Here is a 19,750-nt window from a genome sequence, read left to right as displayed (position 1 = left end):
GCGGTTCCTTACTCCCTGGAGCGCATGCAAAAAAGGCCTGGACAAGGAATAAGCCTCCCCTCATCTGGCCTTTTTGCGCCGTTCATATTTCGATGGATTATTTTGAATTACAAACCGGCAGCCGTTTCCAACGCAACCTCCATCATTTGGTTAAACGTCGTTTGCCGTTCCTCCGCCGTCGTTTCTTCTCCGGTCAACAGGTGATCGCTTACCGTTAAAATCGTGAGCGCATTCACGCCGTATTTTGCGGCCAGCGTATAAAGCGCGGTCGTTTCCATTTCCACGCCGAGCACCCCGTATTTCATCAAAAGCTGGGTCACGGTCGTGTCGTCCCGGTAGAACATGTCCGAGCTGAAAATATTGCCGACATGCAGCTTCAGCCCTTTTTCAACGGCATGTTCATAAGCCGATTTCAATAGCGAAAAGCTCGCGATCGGAGCAAAGTCAAAACCGCCGAACACATGACGGTTCATGGAAGAATCGGTGCAGGAGGCCTGGGCAAGAATGACGTCCCGGACATGGACATGCTCCTGCATGCCTCCGCAGGTTCCGACCCGGATCAAATTTTTGACGCCATATTCCCGAATAAGCTCATTCACGTAGATCGAAATGGAAGGAATCCCCATCCCGCTGCCTTGCACGGAAATTTTTTTCCCTTTATAAGTTCCCGTAAATCCGAGCATTCCGCGAACCTCGTTGTAGCAAACGACGTCGGTTAAATAAGTTTCGGCAATATATTTGGCCCGAAGCGGATCGCCCGGCAACAGAATCGTTTCTGCAATTTCTCCCGGTTTTGCGGCAATATGTACACTCATGGCTGATGTTTCCTTTCCCTTTCAAATTTGCATTTGCGCATAGAATTATTATAAAGGATATGAAAGGAAAAATCCCCTCCCGGGCATCGCCGGCCGAATCGTCGGCCCGCCCGGAAAGGGGACGGTTTCATATCGCCAAGCTATTGCGCGATCTGATCGCGTATGCTTTGCAATATTTTCTTTTCCAAACGCGAAACTTGAACCTGGGAAATTCCCAGCCTTGTGGCCACTTCCGATTGGGTCTGATCTCGGTAATACCGTAGATAGACGATCAGCCTTTCCCGCTCGGATAACCCGTCAATGGCTTCGTGCAGCGCCAGTTTATCAAACCAGCGTTCCTGCGATTCGTCGGCAATTTGATCCATCAGCGTAATCGGATCCCCGTCGTTCTCGAACACCGTTTCGTGAATGGAAGACGGAGGCTTGTTCGCTTCCTGGGCAAAGACGACGTCTTCGGGCGTCACGCCCAGCTCATCGGCTACTTCCTTGACGGTCGGAAGCCGATTGAGCAGCTTGGAAAGCTCGTCTTTCTTTTTGCGGACTTTGTTGGCCATCTCCTTGAGCGAGCGGCTGACCTTCAGCGTTCCGTCATCGCGCAAAAACCGCTGAATTTCTCCGATAATCATCGGAACCGCATACGTCGAAAATTTGACGTCATAACTCAAATCGAATTTGTCGACCGATTTCAGGAGCCCGATGCAGCCGATCTGAAACAGATCTTCGGGTTCATAGCCGCGGTTCATAAACCGCTGAACGACCGACCAGACCAAGCGGATATTGCAGTTCACAAGCCTATCCCGGGCTGCGGAATCTCCGTTCTGACTGAGGGCGATAAGCCGCTTCACTTCCGTATCGTCCAAATACTCTCTCGAGGCTTGCTTCACTTCGGCATCCATAGCTCCAACCCCTAATTGTATAAAGCTTTCTTAGATACGATCCTTTTCTTCATCCGGATGGAAGTGCCTCCGCCCATCTCGCTCGTCACATCAAACTCGTCCATAAAATTTTCCATGATCGTGAAGCCCATACCGGATCTTTCCAGCTCGGGCTTGGAGGTGTACAGCGGCTGTTTCGCCAATTCCACATCCTCGATCCCCCGGCCTTTATCTTCCACCGTCAGCGTCACCGTGTCGCCTTCGATCGTTGCGGAAATCGTCACGATCCCGCTCGGATCATTGTCATAACCATGAATAATCGAATTGGTCACCGCTTCGGAAACGACGGTTTTCAAATCGGTGATTTCGTCCATCGTCGGATCCAGCTGCGACACAAAGGCGGCAACCGTTACCCGGGCAAAAGATTCGTTTTCCGATTTGGCCGCAAACTGCAGCGTCATGAAATTGCGGTCGATCTGGTTCATAGGGCGACCTCCAATTCCGAAAGAGCGATGCTCTCGTTCTCGTAGACGGACATAATCTTGAACAGGCCGGACATCTCCAGCAGCCGATAAACGGGCGGATTCACGCCGCAGACGGCCATGCGCCCGCCTTTTTGCTTAATCAGCTTGTATCTGCCCAAGATCACCCCGATTCCCGAGCTGTCCATAAATTGCAGCGACTCGAGGCTTAGCACGATGTGGCGGCAGCCCCCCCGGGCGATCTCCTCATCAAGGGATATGCGTACTTGATCCGCTGTGTGGTGATCCAATTCCCCGATCAAACGTACGACGAGCGTACCCCGATGTCTTTCCATTTCCACTTTCAAATTCACGTCTGTTCACTCTCCTCCCTGACATGAACACAACAATTCTACAGCCGCACGGAGGAATCCTCCCTGCTGACAAAACTAGAAGAAAAATCCTATGAATCTACAAAAAACAAGTGGGACGCGGCCCGTTTGAACATCGTCCACCAGCCTGCTTTTTTGATTTCCGAAGCCGCCTTCAGTTCAAACTCGTTCAACACTTTTCCGTCCTGGTAAACGATAAGTTTGCCGACGACCTGGCCTTCTTTCACCGGAGCGGCGAGCTTATCGGGAACCTCCAGCTTCTGGGAAATCGAACCCGGTGCCGTCCCCTTCTTCACAAGGACGCTGATCGTTTTCGGAGTCGCCAGCTCGAGCTGAGCCGCCTTCCCTTTTTGAACCTTCACTTTGCCGATCACTTCTCCCGCCTTGTAAATCGGATGCAGCGCATACTGGGAGAACGCGTAATCGAACATGGCCGATACTTCGCTATTGCGGGTTTTCGTATTCGGTTCGCCGAGAACGACTGCGATCAAGCGCAAACCGTCACGGACAGCCGTAGCCGCTAGGCAAAACTTCGCCTCGGAAGTATAGCCCGTTTTTAACCCGTCAGCGCCGCTGTAAAACCTTACCAGCTTATTCGTGTTTACGAGCCAGAACGGCTTCTCCGAATCTTTGCGCAGGTAATCCTGGTATGAACCGGTGTACTTCGTAATTCCTCCGTGTTTCAGCAATTCCCGGCTGATTACGGCGATATCGTGAGCGGACGAATAATGGTTTGCGGCGGGTAGACCGTTACAATTCGCGAAGTGCGTATCCTTAAGCCCCAACGCCTTCGCTTTATCGTTCATCATCTGCACGAAGGCTTGCTCCGTACCCCCGATTTTCTCCGCGAGCGCGACGGACGCATCATTGCCGGACGCCATCGCCACGCCTTTCAACAGCTCATCGACAGTCATTTCTTCCCCGGGCTCCAGAAAAATTTGCGACCCGCCCATGGATGAGGCGTATTCGCTGGCGACAACTTTATCGGTCAGCTTGAGCGTCCCTTTATCGATCGCCTCCATCGTAAGCAGCATCGTCATGATTTTAGTAATACTGGCCGGAGGCAGCTGCTCATGACTTTTTTTCTCGTAAATGACGGTCCCCGTATCCGCATCCATCAGAATCGCCGAAATGGCGTTGTCCGCAAGCGCCAGTTTGCTATCCACCGGCTCATGCGGCGCGCCATGGTTCGCAAAGCTCGCGGCAGGCCAAGACTGGAAGGCCAAAATCATGGCTGTGAAGCCGATTAACAACCGCTTTTTCAACATTAGTCCTCCTTTTAGCTAAAATATGGATTCTGCTAACCTAGTATGGCCTTAATATGGATGAATTATTCCAGAAATCGGCAGCAAATAAAAAAAGCAGTACAGGTGTCTAGCCCTGTACTGCTTTTTTTGCTTTTTTTTGCTTTGCTTGGAAAAAATACAATCTATCTATACAGCCACCGTCTACGAAACTAAGCCTTCTGCTAGAACCGCCGTATTCCTTTCGGCGTCACCAGGGCAAACACGAGCGGTCTTTGCGGCACTTTGGTTTCCGAAATGCCGTAAGCTTCCCTTACTTTGCTAGAGGCTTCCTCCAGCCGGCTTTCGTATTGGCGATTCAAGTGGAGCACGGCCAGTACATCGCCCGCCTCCACCGGATCGCCGATTTTTTTGCGCAAAACGAGGCCCGCCGCCAGGTCGATCACCGAATCCTTCGTCTCCCGGCCGGCACCGAGAAGCATCGCTGCGATTCCGATCTCTTCCGCTTGGATCGATTCGATATACCCGGAGGTCTCCGCCTTCACTTCCACCTGAAGCTCGGCCTCCGGCAGCAGATCCGGGTTATCGATCTGCCCCGTATCCCCGCCTTGCGCTTCCACCAACATCTTCAGCCTATCCAACGCCGCTCCGGTCTGAAGATTATTCATCAACCTTTCGCGCGCATCTTCCTCGCTGTCCGCCTTGCCGCCCAGCAAAAGCATATGCGAGGCCAGGATGAGACAGACTTCTTCCAGGTCTTTCGGTCCTTCCCCCCGCAACGTAGCGATCGCCTCGCGGATCTCCAAACTATTGCCGATGGCGTAGCCGAGCGGCTGATCCATGTCGCTAATCACCGCGATCGTGCTTCGCCCGACCTGGGTTCCGATGTCGACCATCGCTTTGGCAAGCCGGATCGAGTCATCAAGCGTTTTCATGAACGCACCGCTGCCGGTTTTGACGTCCAGCACGATCGCATCCGCTCCGGCGGCAATTTTTTTGCTCATGACCGAGCTTGCGATCAATGGAATCGAATCGACCGTCGCGGTCACATCGCGCAGACCGTACAGCTTTTTATCGGCCGGCGTCATATTTCCGCTCTGCCCGACAACGGCAAGCCCGATCTCGTTGACCTGGCGGAAAAAGCGATCCTGCCCGAGTTCCACGGAGAAACCGTTGATGGCCTCCAGTTTATCGATCGTGCCTCCGGTATGTCCAAGCCCGCGCCCGGACATTTTGGCGACCGGGACGCCCGCGGAGGCGACGAGGGGCCCGATCACGATCGTCGTCTTGTCTCCGACCCCGCCGGTGGAATGCTTGTCCACCTTGATGCCGTGGATCGAGCCAAGGTCGATCATGTCTCCGGAGGAAGCCATATGAAGGGTCAAATCCGCCGTCTCGCGGGCGCTCATTCCCTGATAATAAACCGCCATCGCCCATGCGGCCATCTGGTAATCGGGGATCGTGCCCTCGCTGTACCCTTTGATCAAATAGCCGATTTCCTCGCCGGTCAGCTCAAGTCCGTCTCTTTTTTTGCGGATCAGGTCAACAGCTCTCATCGGATTCCCGCCTCCTTACGTTTTTTACATTTCAGGGATAATCGCCAGAACCAGATTAAGGAATTTCTCCCGCACCCGATCCGTCGTTTCGATCACTTCTTCGTGGGACAGCGGCTGGTCCAGAATGCCGGAAGCCATGTTGCTGATGCAGGAGATGCCAAGCACCTCAAGGCCCGCATGTCGGGCCACGATCACTTCCGAAACCGTCGACATCCCTACGGCATCCGCGCCAAGGGTACGAAGCATGCGGATTTCGGCAGGCGTTTCATAAGAAGGACCCAACAGCCCCGCATAAACGCCTTCTTGAAGCGACACCCCTGCTTGCTGGGCTTTGCTGCGGGCCAACTCGCGCAGTTTGCGGCTGTAAGCTTGGGACATGTCCGGAAAACGCGGTCCGAGCTCATTGTCGTTTTGCCCGATCAGCGGGTTCGTGCCGGTCAAATTAAGATGATCGGAGATCAGCATCAAATCGCCCGGCTCGTATGAGGTGTTAACTCCTCCGGCCGCATTCGTAACCAGCAGGGTTTTGACGCCCAGCTCCTTCATCACTCGAACGGGAAACGCGGTGAGTTCGGGGCCATAACCTTCGTACATGTGGAAACGGCCTTTCATCAAAATGACCGGAGAGCCGTTCAGATTGCCGATCAGAAGCTCGCCGGCATGCCCTTCCACCGTGGATTGCGGAAAGTACGGAATATCCTTGTAGGCAATGCTGACCGCCTCTTCAATATGATCCGCGAGGACGCCGAGTCCCGAGCCGAGGATGAGCCCCGTCTTGGGGGTCACTTTCGTTTTGGAGCGGATGAAATCCGCCGCTTCCCTGATCATGCCAATCGTAAGTACATTCGCCATTCTTGATCTCTCCCTTTCTATTTCAACAGGTTCAAAAAGCTTTTTCCGTGTTCTGTCGCATGAACTCCGAAATTGTCGGCAATCGTCGCCGCCAAATCCGCATAAGTCCCTCTAACGCCAAGACTGTGCGGCGAGGTCAGCCCTTTACCGTAGACAAGCAGCGGCACGTATTCGCGCGTGTGGTCCGTTCCCGCATGAACCGGATCATTGCCGTGGTCCGCCGTAATCACCAGCAGATCCCGCTCCCCTACCCGTTCCAGCAGGTCTGGCACCGACGCATCGAATTCTTCCAAAGCCCGCGCATAGCCTTCCGGGTCGCGGCGGTGTCCGTAAAGCGAGTCGAAGTCGACAAGATTCGTGAACAACAGCCCGTTGAACGGCTCCGCCATCAGACGGATCGTTTCATCGATGCCATGCCGGTTGCTCTTTGTCGGAAAAGAAGAAGTAATCCCCTCTCCGGAAAAAATATCGTTGATTTTCCCGACCGAAACCACATCCCTGCCCGCATTTTTCAGGGCGTTAAGTACCGTCGGCTCCGGCGGAGTAACCGCATAATCATGCCGGTTCGGCGTCCGTTTGAAATCGCCGGGTTGGCCGACGAAAGGCCGTGCAATGACGCGTCCGACCGAATGCTCCGGCTCCAGCGTAAGCCGGCGGGCGATTTCGCACGCCCGGTAAAGCTCATCGAGGGGAATAACCTCCTCATGAGCCGCAATCTGAAAAACGCTGTCCGCGGACGTGTAAACGATCCAGGCTCCCGTTTTCATATGTTCTTCGCCGAGCTCAACCAAAATTTCCGTGCCGGAAGCCGGCTTGTTGCCGATCACTTTACGTCCGGTTTCCTGTTCGAATCGGGCTATCAGATCGCGCGGGAATCCGTCGGGATAGGTTTGAAAAGGGGTCTCGATTTTGAGGCCCATCAGCTCCCAATGGCCGGTCATCGTATCTTTGCCGGATGAAATTTCGGCCATTTTTCCGTAATAAGCGGCCGGAGATGCGGCCGGTTCCATATGAGGCAGGTCGGCGATGTTGCCGAGTCCGAGCTTTTGCAGGTTGGGCAGCTTTGTTCCGGGAACGGATTCCAGGATATGTCCAAGGGTATGCGCCCCTTTGTCTCCGAATTTAATGGCGTCCGGCAGTTCGCCGATGCCTACGCTGTCCAGTACAATCACGGAAATTTTGTCAAAACGTTTGCCACTTTCCATTTTCGTCACTCCTTCAATCTTTCCTGTTAGTTATCCCAATGGCGTGTCCAAACCATTCGGGCGTTTTGCCCGGGGATGAAAGCTGTCATACACGGATTTCAGGTTCGGCCGGGCGTGGTTCAAATAGATTTGCAATGTCGCCAAATCCGCATGCCCCAGCATTTCCTGAACCGACCTGATGTCCGCTCCGCCTTCAAGCAAATGGATGGCAAAAGAATGTCTTAGCGTATGCGGCGTAATTTCCTTGGATATCCCGGCGGCATGTCCATACTTCTTAATCACCTTCCAGAAGCCCTGACGACTCATCCGGCCTCCCGCCCTGTTCGGGAACAGAGGATCCCATGGATCGCTAGGACCCAAGCTTGGGCGGGCTTCTTTTAAATATCGGCCCATCCAATCCGCGGTAACCGTTCCGAACGGCAAAATCCGTTCCTTGCCGGCCTCCCCCGAACATCGCAAAAAACGAACCGCCGTATCGATATCCTCGATATGCAAAGCGAGCAGCTCGCTCACCCTGACGCCTGTGGCGTACAATAACTCGAGCATCGCCCGGTCCCTGAGTCCCAGGAGGCTTCCTGGATCAGGCATGTCCAGCAAACGCTCGGTTTCATCTATAGTCAGCACGTCTGGCAGGCTTCTGTCCAGTTTCGGCAGCTTGATCGCCAAAAAAGGATCCTGATCGATGATTTTCTCCTGAACGAGATACTGAAAAAACGCCCTCAACGCTACGGAAGTCCGTGTAATCGTGGCCGGGGCTTTGCCAGCATCCCGAAGCGCGGCAAAATAGAGCAGCACCCCCGCACGGGTCACTTCGCCAAGCTCGGCGCTGCCCCTTTCCCGCAAATATTCAAGGAATTGGCGAACATCCCGGCTGTAACTCTCCAGCGTCGAATCGCTCAGATCCTTCTGTCCAGCCAAAAATGAAACAAAAGAGGCCGCAACCTGTTCCATCTCCGGCGCCTCCTTTCCACATACAACAATTCAACATTTCAGACTCATTTCCCTGCTTCTGAAGCCTTATTATTCCCCATACCAGAAAAAGAGCTTCAATCTTTCGGCCAGGAATTCCACTCTCGACGTTTCCTTCGGCTCGGCCTTGAACACCTTCACGGCGGAACCGTCCGGGATGCGGTACTTGTCCGGCAAAAATACGTATTCCTTAAGCATGCCGAAAGAATGATAGAATACATAGGCCAGCGCCATAAATATTAAAGCATATTTTACCGTCATTAACCATTTTCTTAACGAGATCACCATCATGAAGCGTCTCCTCTTCCTTTTTTACTAAAGTATATAACTCGAAAAAAGGAATTATGAGGACAACAAAAAAACTCCACCCGGCAAAACCGATTGGAGTTTTACTTTATGATTTCTTGTTCCCGTCGCCGGACTGATCCCCGTTCTTGTCCTTGCATCGATAGCAAATGCCTTGGAAATCCAGACGATGATCGAGCACCGTAAAGTTGAATTCCTTCTCCAGGCGTTCCTCAAGCGGGCCTAACCAGTCTTCCTTGATCTCGTCCATCGCTCCGCATTGAACGCAAATCAGGTGATGATGGTGATGTTTCGTCGTATCGGTCCGCAAATCGTACCGGGCAACCCCGTCCCCGAAATTGATTTTTTCCACGACATGAAGTTCGCTTAGCAGCTCCAGCGTCCGATAGACGGTAGCCAACCCGATCTCTGGAGCTTTATCCTTTACCAGCATGAATACATCTTCCGCGCTGAGATGGTCGTCTTCGTTTTCAAGCAGTACTCGTACCGTGGCTTCCCGTTGGGGCGTCAGTTTGTAACCGTGGGATTGCAGCTGCTGTTTAATTTTTTCGATCTTTGCTTCCATGTTCTCCCCCCCAGGATTTACCGCAATACACCTATAATCACTTCTTTCATTATAGGGGGTTCGCTTGAACAAAGTCAAACATAAACTGGACCTTGAGTTTGATACCAAAATTTAAAGTCAAAGTAAAATCAACATTATCTTGCAGAACAAAAACCCAACATGGTACATTATGAATATATCTACCACGGTGTGAAGCACATACCGCTTTGATACGAAATCTCTTGCCTTTTGTGCAGGTTCGTATTGAGGCGGTTTTTTTGCGTAATTCGATAATTTGGATGGGGGCGGTGTTGAGTTGAGTACTTTATTCGAGGAAGTTTATAACGGCTGGCTGAGCAAGCAGATTTGCGAGGAGAAGAATCCCCGGCGAAGGGAACTGCTTAAACGTGGTTTAGGCCATGGAACCGTCACATTTCTGCGGTCGGTATGGTTTCCTGCCATCGGAAATTTGGATGACCTATTTCCCGAGTATGAAGTCAGAGACTTCAACAACAAATTCCGTTACCTGGACCTGGCATACATGCCGGGTTCCGTAAAAGGCTGCATCGAAATTCAGGATTACGGCAGTCATGCCAGAGATGTGGAAGCCGGTCGCTTTAAGGATCTATGCATGAAGCAGGCCGCACTGGCCCTCGATGATTGGTACTTTCTGCCGATCGCTTATTTATCGATTCGCGATGATCCGGGACTTTGCAAGCAATTGGTGCTCTCTTTCGTGGGGAAATTTCTATCGCTAAACAGTATCGGTGCCTTGAATTGGGCGGAGGCGGAATCCTTAAGGTTTGCCCGCAGAGTGATGCGCCCGTTTGAAGGACGTGAGCTTGCCGCACATTTAAGGCTTACGGAGAATCGTACCCGAGTTATTCTTCGATCCCTTGTCGACAAGAAACTGTTGATCGTAAACAGCGGAAAACAGCGATACCGGACTTTTCGGTTGAACAATGATCTCTAAAGATTTAACGGTTGCTATGTTCGTTATTCGGGTAAAAATCAATGTTCCTATTTTCTAACGGTTGTATTCATCGCTAATCGTTCATTTTCCACCTGATTTCACTAAAAATAAGGAGATAACGCTGCTTACAACCGTTAGATTATTAAAGTTCAAAAAAACGCAGTTTAACGCTTATAGCAACCGTTAGAGATCTGTGTACAAGTTTGTGGCCTTGCGCACCTGCTAAGAAGCGACCGTTGTTGCCCATAACGATTTATCGTTTCATATTTTCCCATAAAAGATCCTAATTCAGTAGCACCGCCCTTTGCCCTTCCGGCGCAACAATTCGTAAAATGAAGAAGAACGCTTCCGGAAAAGTGAAAGTTCACTTCGGAAGCGTTCTTGATTCTGGTGTAATATCGTGATTTTTCTAAGTCCCGGTATCTACAAAGCTCCCTGCCCCAGCATCGGCGTAACCCAAGCCATCATATTCGGGGTCACCCAGGTCTCGAATGTGGCAACCGCCAACAGCACGGCGGCCATCGCAAGCGTGAGGCCCGTGTAGGACAAGAACGGCTTTGAAGCGCCTCCCGAGCGGTTTAGCAGCACCCGGCTGCGGATTATCCCCAGGGAGAAGCTGATGGCGGCCGCACTGCTTATAAGCAAGGCCGGGATGACGATCAAGTTATGCGGCGCCACGGACACAAGAGCAAACAGCAGCCCTTTCCAGGTGTACTGCCCCACCAAGCATCCTACCGTAAATCCGATCAACACGCCTTTGAAAAAGTCCAAGATCAAAATGCCCGGCAGGCCGATGACCGAAAGACCGAGCAGCCAGATGAGCCCCAGCCATTTCAAATGCAAGCCGGCAACTTCCCAATAAGGCAAGGGAGTAAATCCTTCCCCCTCGTTGACCGACACAAAAAAGTTCCCCAAAAACCGCGAAAGATCCTGCTGCTGCTCGAGCGTCAGCGCATTCACCATCAGCGCCCCGAATACGACGCCCATGAGAAAAAGGACGCCGACAAAGATGTAAAGAGGCGTTTGATCGCTGCCGGGTTGACGAAAGGGCTTCAGCATATGAGGAACCACTCCTGTTCATAAAATCGTGGGAACGGCTCGCTCTTCGTCAACCGTTCACCTGCTTAACCTAATCTATGAACAAGCCTTCCTTCATATGCTTATTGCAAGCCGCCGCAAAAATTTAAGATTTGGCGACCTTGCCGTAAATGCCTCCGCCCCCCGATTCCAGCTTCAGCTTGCCGCTGCGCGCCGCAACGATGGCGCCTGCCAGCTCTACGCCGACGGCGGCGGCCAATTTTTCCTCCGGAACTTGATGCAAAATGTTCATTTCCGTGCCAAAGGTGTGCAGCAGCAGCTCCAGCTTGGCCTTCCCCAGTCCCGGAATGAATTCGAGCGGGACTTGATAATGGTACGGCGGACGGTGCGCCGGTACCTTGGGCTCCTTCCGGTCCGCGATCGAGCGGATGCGGTCGAGCACACCCCGGACGAGCTTCGGGCTGCCGCAATAAGGGCATCGCTCCACGGCCGCCTCGGCTTCGTCGATAATATAGCTGCAGCCGCCGCAATAGGTCCGGTGATATTTGCCGAGCCGGGGATTTAGGCCGTAATTCCCGGCAACCCCTCTGCCGTCCGCGCGCTTAAGGGCTTTCTCAAATTCGCGGTAGCTCGGTTCGCTTAGGATCAGCTCATTGTACTCCCTGCCGATTTTCCCGAGCGAATGGGCGTCGGAATTCGTCAAAATCGTAAACGGATCCAGCTCGCTAAGCAGGCCTGCCATCTCGGAATCGGCACTGAGTCCGAGCTCTACCGCGCTGATGAGATCAAGATCAAGCACATCGGCCATCCGTGGAGCGCAGCTGCCGTAGATGCTCCGGTGCGGCGTGAAAATATGCGCCGGAATGACCATGCCGCCCCGGTCGTAAACCTCCTCCTGAAGCGTTCTGGCAGGGGCATATATGCGCTGGGAACTTAGCGTCACGTTTTTCATCCGCTTTTCCAGCCAACCCGTGAAAGATTGCATCGTGGCCAGATCCGGGAAAAAAGCGAGCAAATGCGCCGGTCCCATGCCGGGCTCGCGAATTTCCAGCTCGGTTCCCAGCAAAAGGGTCGTTCCCTTATAAGCAATCCCGCCGTCCTTCAACTCCTTCATTTCTCCCGCATCCAGGCAGGCCATGATGTCCTCTTGCACGCCCGGCGAATGGCAGTCGATGATCCCGACCAGCTGAATCCCTTTGCGCTCAGCCGCCTCTTTGGCGATGTTCGCGAAGGTCAAATCCCGGCTTCCGCTGATTTTAACCGGAGCCCCTTTCCCGGTTCTCCCGATATGAATGTGCAGGTCCGCGTAAAAAGACTTCAATTCGCTCGTTTGTTCGTTCATTTTCCGGCAAACTCCGAACCTTGCGCGAGCCCGAGCTGCCAGATATAGGCCTCCAAAATCGTCTTGGCATCGGCAATCCGGCCTTCGGCGATATATTGCTGAACTTCATCGAACGAGGCTTCGACCACTTCAAGAAACTCGTCCTCGTCCGGAGCCGCTTCGCCGGAGGTCAACTGCTCGGCCAAATAGACATGAATGATTTCGTCCGCAAAACCGGGAGAAGTATAGAACGAATGCAGCAGGGTTAATTTTCCGCATTGATAGCCGGTTTCCTCTTGCAGTTCCCGACGGGCCGCCTCCAGCGGATCCTCCCCTTTTTCCAGCTTCCCCGCCGGAATTTCCAATTCGCAGCGTCCCAACGGTTGACGGTATTGATCGACCAGAAGCAGCCGCCCGTCCTTCACGGCCACCACGGCTACCGCGCCCGGATGGCGAACGACCTCCCTTGTGGCTCTTGTTCCGTCAGGCAGCTCCACCGTGTCGATTTGGAGAGAAATGATTTTTCCGTTGAAAATCGGTTCCGTGGATATCGTCTTTTCCTTCAATTGATCTTGTGCCATACAAAATAACCTCCTGTCATAACTTGTCCGTTTCGAACATATGGTGTTATTATATCAAACCCTCGTGAAAAGGAGCGCGCCATGAAAAGCTATTTCACCGGACAACGCATGCTGGCCCAAGGCAAAGCCTGGCAAATCCGTATTCTGCTCTCCCAGTGGATAAAAGAAGCCGGGAAAAATACCGCCGTCAAAGATTTCATCGAAGTTCGATTGGCCGAACCAAAATTATCGACAAATCCAGGTTTAACTCGACAAGTTCTGGGTTAATGAAAATGGGGGTGTGTTTTAGTTGGAAAAAACAGGGGAATGCGAGCTGACCTTCGGGCAAATTCGCCGCGCCGTCCGAATGGGCAAGCTCGATACCGCTAGCGAACTCGCCAATGGCGATGTTTATCATTTATGCGCTTTGATTGAAGAGCTCTACGTCCAAGGGTATGTGGATGCGTCCAAAGCTTGGTTATCCCGGCTCGATCCTTTACGACTTTCGGAAGCCAAACCTCCCTACCGGGAAGCCGCTTTTATTTACGCTGAAATCATGCATGACGAAGGAAGATATGACGAAGCGGCAGCCATTTTCGAAAAACTTGCCGATGATTCGCACTATATGTCCAAAGCCCGGTTTGGTGCGAGTTCCTGTTATTTGCACAGTACGATGAACCGGCTGCTGGGCAGGCTCGAGATTTACCGGCCTGGCGAAGAAGAGCTCATCAAAATCGAAAAATATTTGCACGATATTTCCGCCGCCCTGCAAATCATTCACCGGACCAATTGGCACACCGTGTGGAATGAGGAGCAAAGCCGGAATATTCTACGGCCGCTTCAGGCGGTCATACAATAGCAGCAGCCGCCCTTGAGCTTTTCAGCATCCGGGCGGCCGTTGCTTATTATTTTTTAAGGGACTGGGACACGATTTCCAGCGCAAACTCCGCCACTTTGACGATGTCCTCCGCTTTGATCCGTTCCTCCGTCGTATGGATGTTCTCATAGCCTACCGCCAAATTGACGGTCGGAATTCCGAAGCCGTTAAACACGTTCGCATCGCTTCCGCCACCGGAAATAAACGTTTCGCCGGACAATCCCAATTCTCTGGCCGCCTTCTTGGCCAGCACGACCACTTCGTCTTCTTCCGTAAAATGAAAGGCCGGGTAGGCCAACTCGCTGCGAAATTCGAATGTCGTTCCGTACTCTCCGCATACCGACTCGACCGCTTGCTTCATGCTCTCGATTTGTTTGTTGATTTTATCCAGCGACGTACTCCGCGCTTCGGCATAAAGTTTTACATGATCCGGAACGATGTTAGTTTCGCCGCCCCCTTCGAATTTTCCGATATTTGCGGTCGTCGTCTCGTCGATCCGGCCAAGATTCATCCGTGAGATCGCTTTTCCCGCAACCTGGATCGCGCTGATCCCGTCTTCCGGATTCACGCCCGCATGCGCCGATTTCCCGTAAATTTCGATGTCGATTTGCGCCCGCGTCGGTGCGCCGACACAGATCGTACCTACTTCGCCGTTCGAATCGATCGCGAATCCGTATTTCGCTTCCAATAAGCCCGCATCCATGGCCCGGGAACCCGTCAATGCCATTTCTTCTCCTACCGTAATGACAAATTGAATTTGTCCGTGCGGGAGCTCTTTTTCGCGAAGCACTTGAATGACTTCCAGCAAGGCGGCTACACCGGCTTTATCGTCCGAGCCGAGAATCGTCGTACCGTCGCTGCGGATCCATCCGTCCTCCCCGACAATCGGCTTAATCCCTTTGCCCGGAGCAACCGTATCCATGTGGCACGTAAACAAAAGCGGCGGTACCGGAGCCGCCAGGTTCCCGCTTGGCTTGAGCGTGGCGACCAGGTTTCCCGCACCATGACCGGTTCGCTCCGCGGAGTCATCCTCCACCACATCGAGGCCGAGCTCCGTAAACTTAGCTTTTAAAATATCGGCGATCCGGCGTTCGTTTTTCGTCTCGCTGTCGATTTGTACCAGCTCCAAAAATTCTCCGATGACTCTATCCTTGTTGATCACTGGACTTTCCCCGCTTTCATTTTTACGATATTATAAGGAGTAACTGCTCTCAAAAATTATTGTCCTAGAAGGAGTTTTATGATATGCCAAATAAATGGTTTAAAATCGTCGTTTACGTCATGCTGTTTGCCATGGTGGCTTCTACGTTGATCGCGTTGTTGCAGCCGTTGTTTTAATTCGCTCCGGTTTTGCGCCCGGTGCTCCCCGTACGCCGCTCGCTGACTTGCTGTCGCAAGCCGCCGCGCGCTCCCTAAAGAGCCCCAGTCTCAAAACCTCCGCTTGGCAGCTAATAAAAAACATTACATAACCCCAATACCAAAACAACTAAACCAAAACTCCATTATATCCAAATACCTCGTTAAAATACGGGACGATATCGCGGGCGATACCTTCCACCGTGAAGGAGCGCCCCGTCACATCCTCCAAGGAAGTAACGCCATATTCTTGAATTCCGCAAGGAACGATCCCGCGGAAGCCTTCCTCCTGAATGCCCGATTTCACGTTGAATGCAAAGCCGTGGCTTGTGATAAATCCTTTGCGTTGACGGCATTTGTTGAACTTCACGCCGATGGCGCATATTTTTTCGTCGCCGACCCACACTCCGGTATACTCCGGTTTTCTTGATCCCGAAATGCCATACCCGGCCAGGTAATTGATGATCACTTGCTCGAGGCTGCGTAAATATCCGTGCAAATCCAAGTTTTTACCGCCGTCGAGCCAAAGCAGAGGGTATCCTACGAGTTGGCCTGGTCCATGGTATGTAATATCTCCGCCGCGGTCGATTTCATAAACGGAGATTCCCTTTTCGCGAAGCTGATCCGGTCCGAGCAGTAAATGCTCGGGGTGGCGCTGCGAACCGATCGTATAGGTCGGCGGATGCTGAAGAAGCAGCAGGTGTTCCTCCTGCTGCTGTCCGTCGATCGCTTTGACCAGTTGTTTTTGTTGTTCCCAGGCTTCCCCGTATTCCATTTGCGGGATATATACGACAGCTAATGATTTCGTCATGACACAGGTTCCTTTCGAATCAATAAACTTGTGTATCCAGGGAATAGCTCTCCATATTATCTTTAACGCGTTGCATGAACCGTCCGCAAATGACGCCGTCCAAAATCCGATGGTCGAGCGACAGGCACAGGTTGGCCATCGAACGCACGGCAATCATGTCATTGATGACGACCGGTCTTTTGACGATCGATTCAAAGGTAAGGATCGCGGCCTGCGGATAATTGATGATCGGTTGGGTCAGGATCGATCCGAACGACCCGGTGTTGTTGACGGTAAACGTACCGCCTTGCATGTCGTCCAGCTTCAGTTTTCCTGCCCGCACTTTGGTTGCCAGCTCTTCGATTTCCCGGGCGAGACCGGCGATATTTTTCTGATCGGCTTTTTTGATGACAGGGGTCAACACGGAATCTTCCGTCCCGACCGCCAGAGAAATATTGATATCCCGTTTGACGATAATTTTGTCGACGCCCCATACCGAGTTCATGATCGGATAATCTTTGATGGCGCTGACGACCGCTTTAAGCAAGAAGGCCAGGTAGGTGAGGTTGACGCCTTCTTTGCGTTTGAACTCGTCCTTGATTTTGTTGCGAAGCTGGACCAGGTTGGTCACGTCCACTTCGATCATCATCCAGCCGTGCGGAATTTCCGAAACGCTCTGCCGCATCCGCGTTGCGATCGTGTTTCGGATCGGAGTCACGTCAATAAAATATTCCGAGCGGTCCCCGCCTTCCACTTCGATCGTCGGAATCCGCGGCGTTTCGGTTAGGTGCAGGCCCGAATGGCGTACCGGCTCGAATGCCGCCCGGCTCAAATCGGCGGATATGCCGCCGGGATTGGCTGGCGGTACAGATGGCTGTACCGGTGTCGGTGATGACGTTGTGGAAGCCGCCGCGTGAATATGCACCTGCTGCTCGGCTTTAGTCGAAGCTGACGGCGTGACGGCACCGGCGCCTCCTTTTTCGATGAAGGCGAGTACGTCTTTCCGTGTAATGCGTCCGCCCAGACCGGTACCCGGCACGGACCGAAGATCAATGCCATGCTCGGCCGCCAACGTCTGAACCGCCGGGGAATACCGGCTTCTTTGCGAGGCGCCGGCGGGCTCCGCAGCAGGCACGGATGGAGGTACGCTACCTGCAGACGGGATAGTTGTTCCGGAAGCGTCGGCGGTGTCCGCCGCCACTCCAGTCTCTATCCGGCAAATGACCGTGCCGACGGAGATTTCCTGGCCCTCCTCGGCCAGAAGCTCGCCCATGATCCCATCCAGCGTCGAAGGGATTTCCGCATTGACCTTATCCGTGATGACTTCGCAAATCGGTTCATATTGCTCGACCGGATCCCCCGGTTTTTTCAGCCACTTTCCGATCGTGGCCGACACGAGTGATTCCGCAAGCTGCGGCATCACGACATCGGTTAGTTGTTTATTGGATGACATATCTCATTCACTCCCTAAGTTAAGAAAACGTCTATCGACGTACTTTCAAAGAAGTCAGACCGCGATTTCCGAATTCCTAATAAAGTGCCAGCTGCAGCATCGCTTCTTTCACTTTATCCTTGCTGAGCATAAAGAATTTTTCCATCGGCGGGCTGATCGGCATGGCCGGAACGTCAGGACCGCAAAGTCTTTGTACCGGGGCATCCAGTTCGAAGAGGCATTCCTCCACAATGATCGCCGATACTTCCGCTCCGATGCCGCCCGTCTTGTTGTCCTCATGCACGATCAACACCTTGCCGGTTTTGCGGGCGGCCGCCACGATCGCTTCCTTGTCCAGCGGCTGAAGCGTCCGCAAATCCAAGATATGCGCGCTGATGCCTTGCTCCGCTTCGAGTTCCTCCGCCGCTTGCATCGCAAAATGCAACGGCAAGCTGTAGCCGATGACGGTAATGTCCGTACCTTCACGCAGCACGTTCGCCTTGCCGATCGGAACGATATAATCGTCTTCCGGCACGTCCTCTTTGATCAGCTTGTAGCATTTTTTGTTCTCGAAGAACAGGACCGGGTCCGGATCGCGAACCGCTGCCTTCAGCAATCCTTTGGCATCGTAGGCCGAATAAGGAGCTACGATTTTAAGACCCGGCGTTCCGAAAAAGATCGATTCCGGACATTGGGAATGATACAATCCGCCGAAAATACCGCCCCCGATCGGAGCGCGAACCACGACCGGGCAGTTCCAATCATTGTTGGAACGATAGCGGATTTTGGCCGCTTCGCTAATGATCTGGTTCGTTGCCGGAAGCATAAAATCGGAGTATTGCATTTCCGCGATCGGCTTCATTCCGTACATGGCGGCACCGATCGCCACCCCCGCAATCGCGGACTCCGCGAGCGGGGTATCCATGACGCGCAGTTCCCCGAACTGCTCCTGCAATCCTTTCGTGGTCGTAAATACGCCGCCCTTTACCCCGACGTCCTCACCAAGCACAAACACGTTCTCGTCCCGCTCCATTTCCTCTTTCATCGCGAGACGGATCGCATCGATATATTCCATCACCGGCATGATTAGACCTCCCCTTCGCTGGCATACACATGCAGGAGCGTGTCTTCCGGCTTCGGAAACGGAGCCAGTTCGGCGGCCTCAATCGCTTCTTTCAGATCCCGGGAAATGTCCCGAAGCAGCGCCTCGTCCTGCTCCTCGCTCCAAAGACCATGGTCAAGCAAATACTGCTTCATTTTCGGTATGCCGTCTTTCTGCCAATTTTCATCCACTTCTTCTTTTGTCCGGTAAGCCAGATCGTTATCCGACGTGGAATGAGGGGAAAGCCGGTACATCATCGATTCGATCAATGTCGGGCCTTCTCCCCGGACCGCGCGTTCGCGTGCTTCCTTGACGACCCGGAATACCTCCAGGGCATCGTTACCGTCGACGCGGATTCCCGGAAAACCGTAACCAAGCGCACGATCGGCCACTTTACCGCCGAGCTGCTTTTTGATCGGAACGGAAATCGCATACTGGTTGTTCTCGCATAAGAATATGGCAGGCAGCTTTTGAACTCCCGCAAAGTTAAGTCCTTCGTGAAAATCTCCCTGATTGCTGGAGCCTTCTCCGAAGGTTACAAAAGAAACAATATCCTTCTTCTGCATTTTGGCTCCCAGCGCTACGCCTACGGCGTGCGGAACCTGAGTTGTCACCGGACTGGAGCCCGTTACGATCCGCAGCCGTTTGCTGCCGAAATGACCCGGCATTTGACGTCCTCCGCTGTTCGGATCTTCCGCCTTGGCAAACGCCGACAACATCAATTCCTTGAGAGTCATCCCGACGGTCAGCACGAATCCGTAATCCCGGTAGTACGGCAAAAAGTAGTCCCGTTCACGATCCAGCGCAAACGCCGCAGCGACCTGCGTCGTTTCCTGTCCGATTCCCGAGACGTGAAAATTGATTTTACCCGCCCGTTGCAGCAATAAACACCGTTCATCGAATTTACGCGCGAGCAGCATATATCTGTACATGTCCACGACTTCGGCATCCGTCAAACCGAGCTGCTCATGTTTTGGCTGAGTTTTGGTTGAACTTTTCGCATTCATGGGAGTTACCTCCTTTAATTGGACCCCACCAAGTTTTAATCTCATCTTAAAACCTGGTACTAAGACTTGGGTTAA

Annotated in this window: 23 protein-coding genes; 4 read left to right on the top strand and 19 right to left on the bottom strand. The window is 52.9% G+C overall.

Annotation, left to right across the window (positions count from 1 at the left end; genetic code table 11):
- Positions 1-107: 107 nt before the first annotated feature.
- The 11 genes from deoD to ACSFXJ_RS10830 form a co-directional block, all read right to left on the bottom strand.
- Positions 108-815, bottom strand: a complete 708-nt coding sequence (gene deoD / locus ACSFXJ_RS10880) for a purine-nucleoside phosphorylase (protein WP_435925170.1) — start codon at positions 813-815, stop codon at positions 108-110.
- Between the two features lie 140 nt (positions 816-955).
- Positions 956-1,711: an RNA polymerase sporulation sigma factor SigF gene (gene sigF / locus ACSFXJ_RS10875; protein WP_435925169.1), complete on the bottom strand. Its 756-nt coding sequence runs from the start codon at positions 1,709-1,711 to the stop codon at positions 956-958.
- An 11-nt stretch (positions 1,712-1,722) separates the two neighbouring features.
- Positions 1,723-2,175, bottom strand: coding sequence for an anti-sigma F factor (gene spoIIAB / locus ACSFXJ_RS10870; RefSeq protein ID WP_435925168.1), 453 nt, complete (start codon positions 2,173-2,175; stop codon positions 1,723-1,725).
- Positions 2,172-2,525 carry an anti-sigma F factor antagonist gene (gene spoIIAA / locus ACSFXJ_RS10865; protein ID WP_435925166.1) on the bottom strand — a complete coding sequence of 118 codons (354 nt, stop codon included), beginning with the start codon at positions 2,523-2,525 and terminating at the stop codon, positions 2,172-2,174. The genes spoIIAB and spoIIAA overlap by 4 nt, the downstream gene beginning before the upstream one ends.
- 89 nt (positions 2,526-2,614) lie before the next feature.
- Positions 2,615-3,808 carry a D-alanyl-D-alanine carboxypeptidase family protein gene (locus ACSFXJ_RS10860; protein ID WP_435925736.1) on the bottom strand — a complete coding sequence of 398 codons (1,194 nt, stop codon included), beginning with the start codon at positions 3,806-3,808 and terminating at the stop codon, positions 2,615-2,617.
- 203 nt (positions 3,809-4,011) lie between these two features.
- The gene (locus tag ACSFXJ_RS10855) at positions 4,012-5,343 is read right to left on the bottom strand and encodes a pyrimidine-nucleoside phosphorylase (protein ID WP_435925165.1); all 1,332 of its coding nucleotides are present in this window, start codon (positions 5,341-5,343) and stop codon (positions 4,012-4,014) included.
- Between the two features lie 24 nt (positions 5,344-5,367).
- Complete coding sequence (locus ACSFXJ_RS10850) at positions 5,368-6,195, bottom strand: purine-nucleoside phosphorylase (protein WP_435925164.1); 828 nt, start codon at positions 6,193-6,195, stop codon at positions 5,368-5,370.
- A 17-nt stretch (positions 6,196-6,212) separates the two neighbouring features.
- Entirely contained in the window at positions 6,213-7,400 is a 1,188-nt protein-coding gene (gene deoB / locus ACSFXJ_RS10845; protein ID WP_435925163.1) for a phosphopentomutase, read from the bottom strand.
- A 30-nt stretch (positions 7,401-7,430) separates the two neighbouring features.
- Positions 7,431-8,351, bottom strand: a complete 921-nt coding sequence (xerD, locus tag ACSFXJ_RS10840; protein WP_435925162.1) for a site-specific tyrosine recombinase XerD — start codon at positions 8,349-8,351, stop codon at positions 7,431-7,433.
- Between the two features lie 69 nt (positions 8,352-8,420).
- Entirely contained in the window at positions 8,421-8,660 is a 240-nt protein-coding gene (locus tag ACSFXJ_RS10835; RefSeq protein ID WP_435925161.1) for a DUF4227 family protein, read from the bottom strand.
- 103 nt (positions 8,661-8,763) lie between these two features.
- A complete protein-coding gene (locus tag ACSFXJ_RS10830; protein WP_435925160.1) occupies positions 8,764-9,240 on the bottom strand; it encodes a Fur family transcriptional regulator in 477 nt (158 codons plus the stop codon).
- 295 nt (positions 9,241-9,535) lie between these two features.
- Here ACSFXJ_RS10830 and ACSFXJ_RS10825 point away from each other — a divergent pair, with 295 nt between their 5' ends.
- Positions 9,536-10,192 (top strand): transcriptional regulator, encoded by a 657-nt coding sequence (locus ACSFXJ_RS10825; protein ID WP_435925159.1) that lies wholly within the window; start codon positions 9,536-9,538, stop codon positions 10,190-10,192.
- Positions 10,193-10,615: 423 nt separating this feature from the next.
- On the opposite strand, the gene spoIIM is transcribed toward ACSFXJ_RS10825, so the two are convergent.
- The 3 genes from spoIIM to ACSFXJ_RS10810 all read right to left on the bottom strand — a co-directional run bounded on the left by spoIIM (position 10,616) and on the right by ACSFXJ_RS10810 (position 13,132).
- Positions 10,616-11,251: a stage II sporulation protein M gene (spoIIM, locus tag ACSFXJ_RS10820; protein ID WP_435925158.1), complete on the bottom strand. Its 636-nt coding sequence runs from the start codon at positions 11,249-11,251 to the stop codon at positions 10,616-10,618.
- 124 nt (positions 11,252-11,375) lie between these two features.
- Positions 11,376-12,572, bottom strand: coding sequence for an endonuclease Q family protein (locus ACSFXJ_RS10815; protein ID WP_435925157.1), 1,197 nt, complete (start codon positions 12,570-12,572; stop codon positions 11,376-11,378).
- A complete protein-coding gene (locus ACSFXJ_RS10810; protein ID WP_435925155.1) occupies positions 12,569-13,132 on the bottom strand; it encodes an NUDIX hydrolase in 564 nt (187 codons plus the stop codon). The genes ACSFXJ_RS10815 and ACSFXJ_RS10810 overlap by 4 nt, the downstream gene beginning before the upstream one ends.
- 81 nt (positions 13,133-13,213) lie before the next feature.
- Here ACSFXJ_RS10810 and ACSFXJ_RS10805 point away from each other — a divergent pair, with 81 nt between their 5' ends.
- Both ACSFXJ_RS10805 and ACSFXJ_RS10800 read left to right on the top strand, forming a co-directional pair.
- Positions 13,214-13,399 (top strand): Z-ring formation inhibitor MciZ, encoded by a 186-nt coding sequence (locus ACSFXJ_RS10805; protein WP_435925153.1) that lies wholly within the window; start codon positions 13,214-13,216, stop codon positions 13,397-13,399.
- Positions 13,400-13,421: 22 nt separating this feature from the next.
- The gene (locus tag ACSFXJ_RS10800; RefSeq protein ID WP_435925152.1) at positions 13,422-13,970 is read left to right on the top strand and encodes a tetratricopeptide repeat protein; all 549 of its coding nucleotides are present in this window, start codon (positions 13,422-13,424) and stop codon (positions 13,968-13,970) included.
- A 46-nt stretch (positions 13,971-14,016) separates the two neighbouring features.
- Here the strand turns inward: ACSFXJ_RS10800 and ACSFXJ_RS10795 are convergent, their stop codons facing one another.
- Positions 14,017-15,150, bottom strand: coding sequence for a M20/M25/M40 family metallo-hydrolase (locus ACSFXJ_RS10795; protein ID WP_435925151.1), 1,134 nt, complete (start codon positions 15,148-15,150; stop codon positions 14,017-14,019).
- A gap of 83 nt (positions 15,151-15,233) precedes the next feature.
- Here ACSFXJ_RS10795 and prli42 point away from each other — a divergent pair, with 83 nt between their 5' ends.
- Complete coding sequence (prli42, locus tag ACSFXJ_RS10790; RefSeq protein WP_435925149.1) at positions 15,234-15,326, top strand: stressosome-associated protein Prli42; 93 nt, start codon at positions 15,234-15,236, stop codon at positions 15,324-15,326.
- A 148-nt stretch (positions 15,327-15,474) separates the two neighbouring features.
- On the opposite strand, the gene lipB is transcribed toward prli42, so the two are convergent.
- The 4 genes from lipB to ACSFXJ_RS10770 form a co-directional block, all read right to left on the bottom strand.
- Entirely contained in the window at positions 15,475-16,155 is a 681-nt protein-coding gene (gene lipB / locus ACSFXJ_RS10785) for a lipoyl(octanoyl) transferase LipB (protein ID WP_435925147.1), read from the bottom strand.
- A gap of 19 nt (positions 16,156-16,174) precedes the next feature.
- Positions 16,175-17,587: a dihydrolipoamide acetyltransferase family protein gene (locus tag ACSFXJ_RS10780; protein ID WP_435925146.1), complete on the bottom strand. Its 1,413-nt coding sequence runs from the start codon at positions 17,585-17,587 to the stop codon at positions 16,175-16,177.
- Positions 17,588-17,663: 76 nt separating this feature from the next.
- Positions 17,664-18,650 (bottom strand): alpha-ketoacid dehydrogenase subunit beta, encoded by a 987-nt coding sequence (locus ACSFXJ_RS10775; RefSeq protein ID WP_435925145.1) that lies wholly within the window; start codon positions 18,648-18,650, stop codon positions 17,664-17,666.
- Between the two features lie 2 nt (positions 18,651-18,652).
- Positions 18,653-19,675 (bottom strand): thiamine pyrophosphate-dependent dehydrogenase E1 component subunit alpha, encoded by a 1,023-nt coding sequence (locus ACSFXJ_RS10770; RefSeq protein WP_435925144.1) that lies wholly within the window; start codon positions 19,673-19,675, stop codon positions 18,653-18,655.
- Positions 19,676-19,750: the final 75 nt, after the last annotated feature.

It is taken from the genome of Paenibacillus salivarius, assembly GCF_051307165.1.
Taxonomy (GTDB): domain Bacteria; phylum Bacillota; class Bacilli; order Paenibacillales; family Paenibacillaceae; genus Fontibacillus.
The sequence above is the reverse complement of the archived record's forward strand: the minus strand, read 5'-3'. Positions and strand labels throughout refer to the sequence as shown.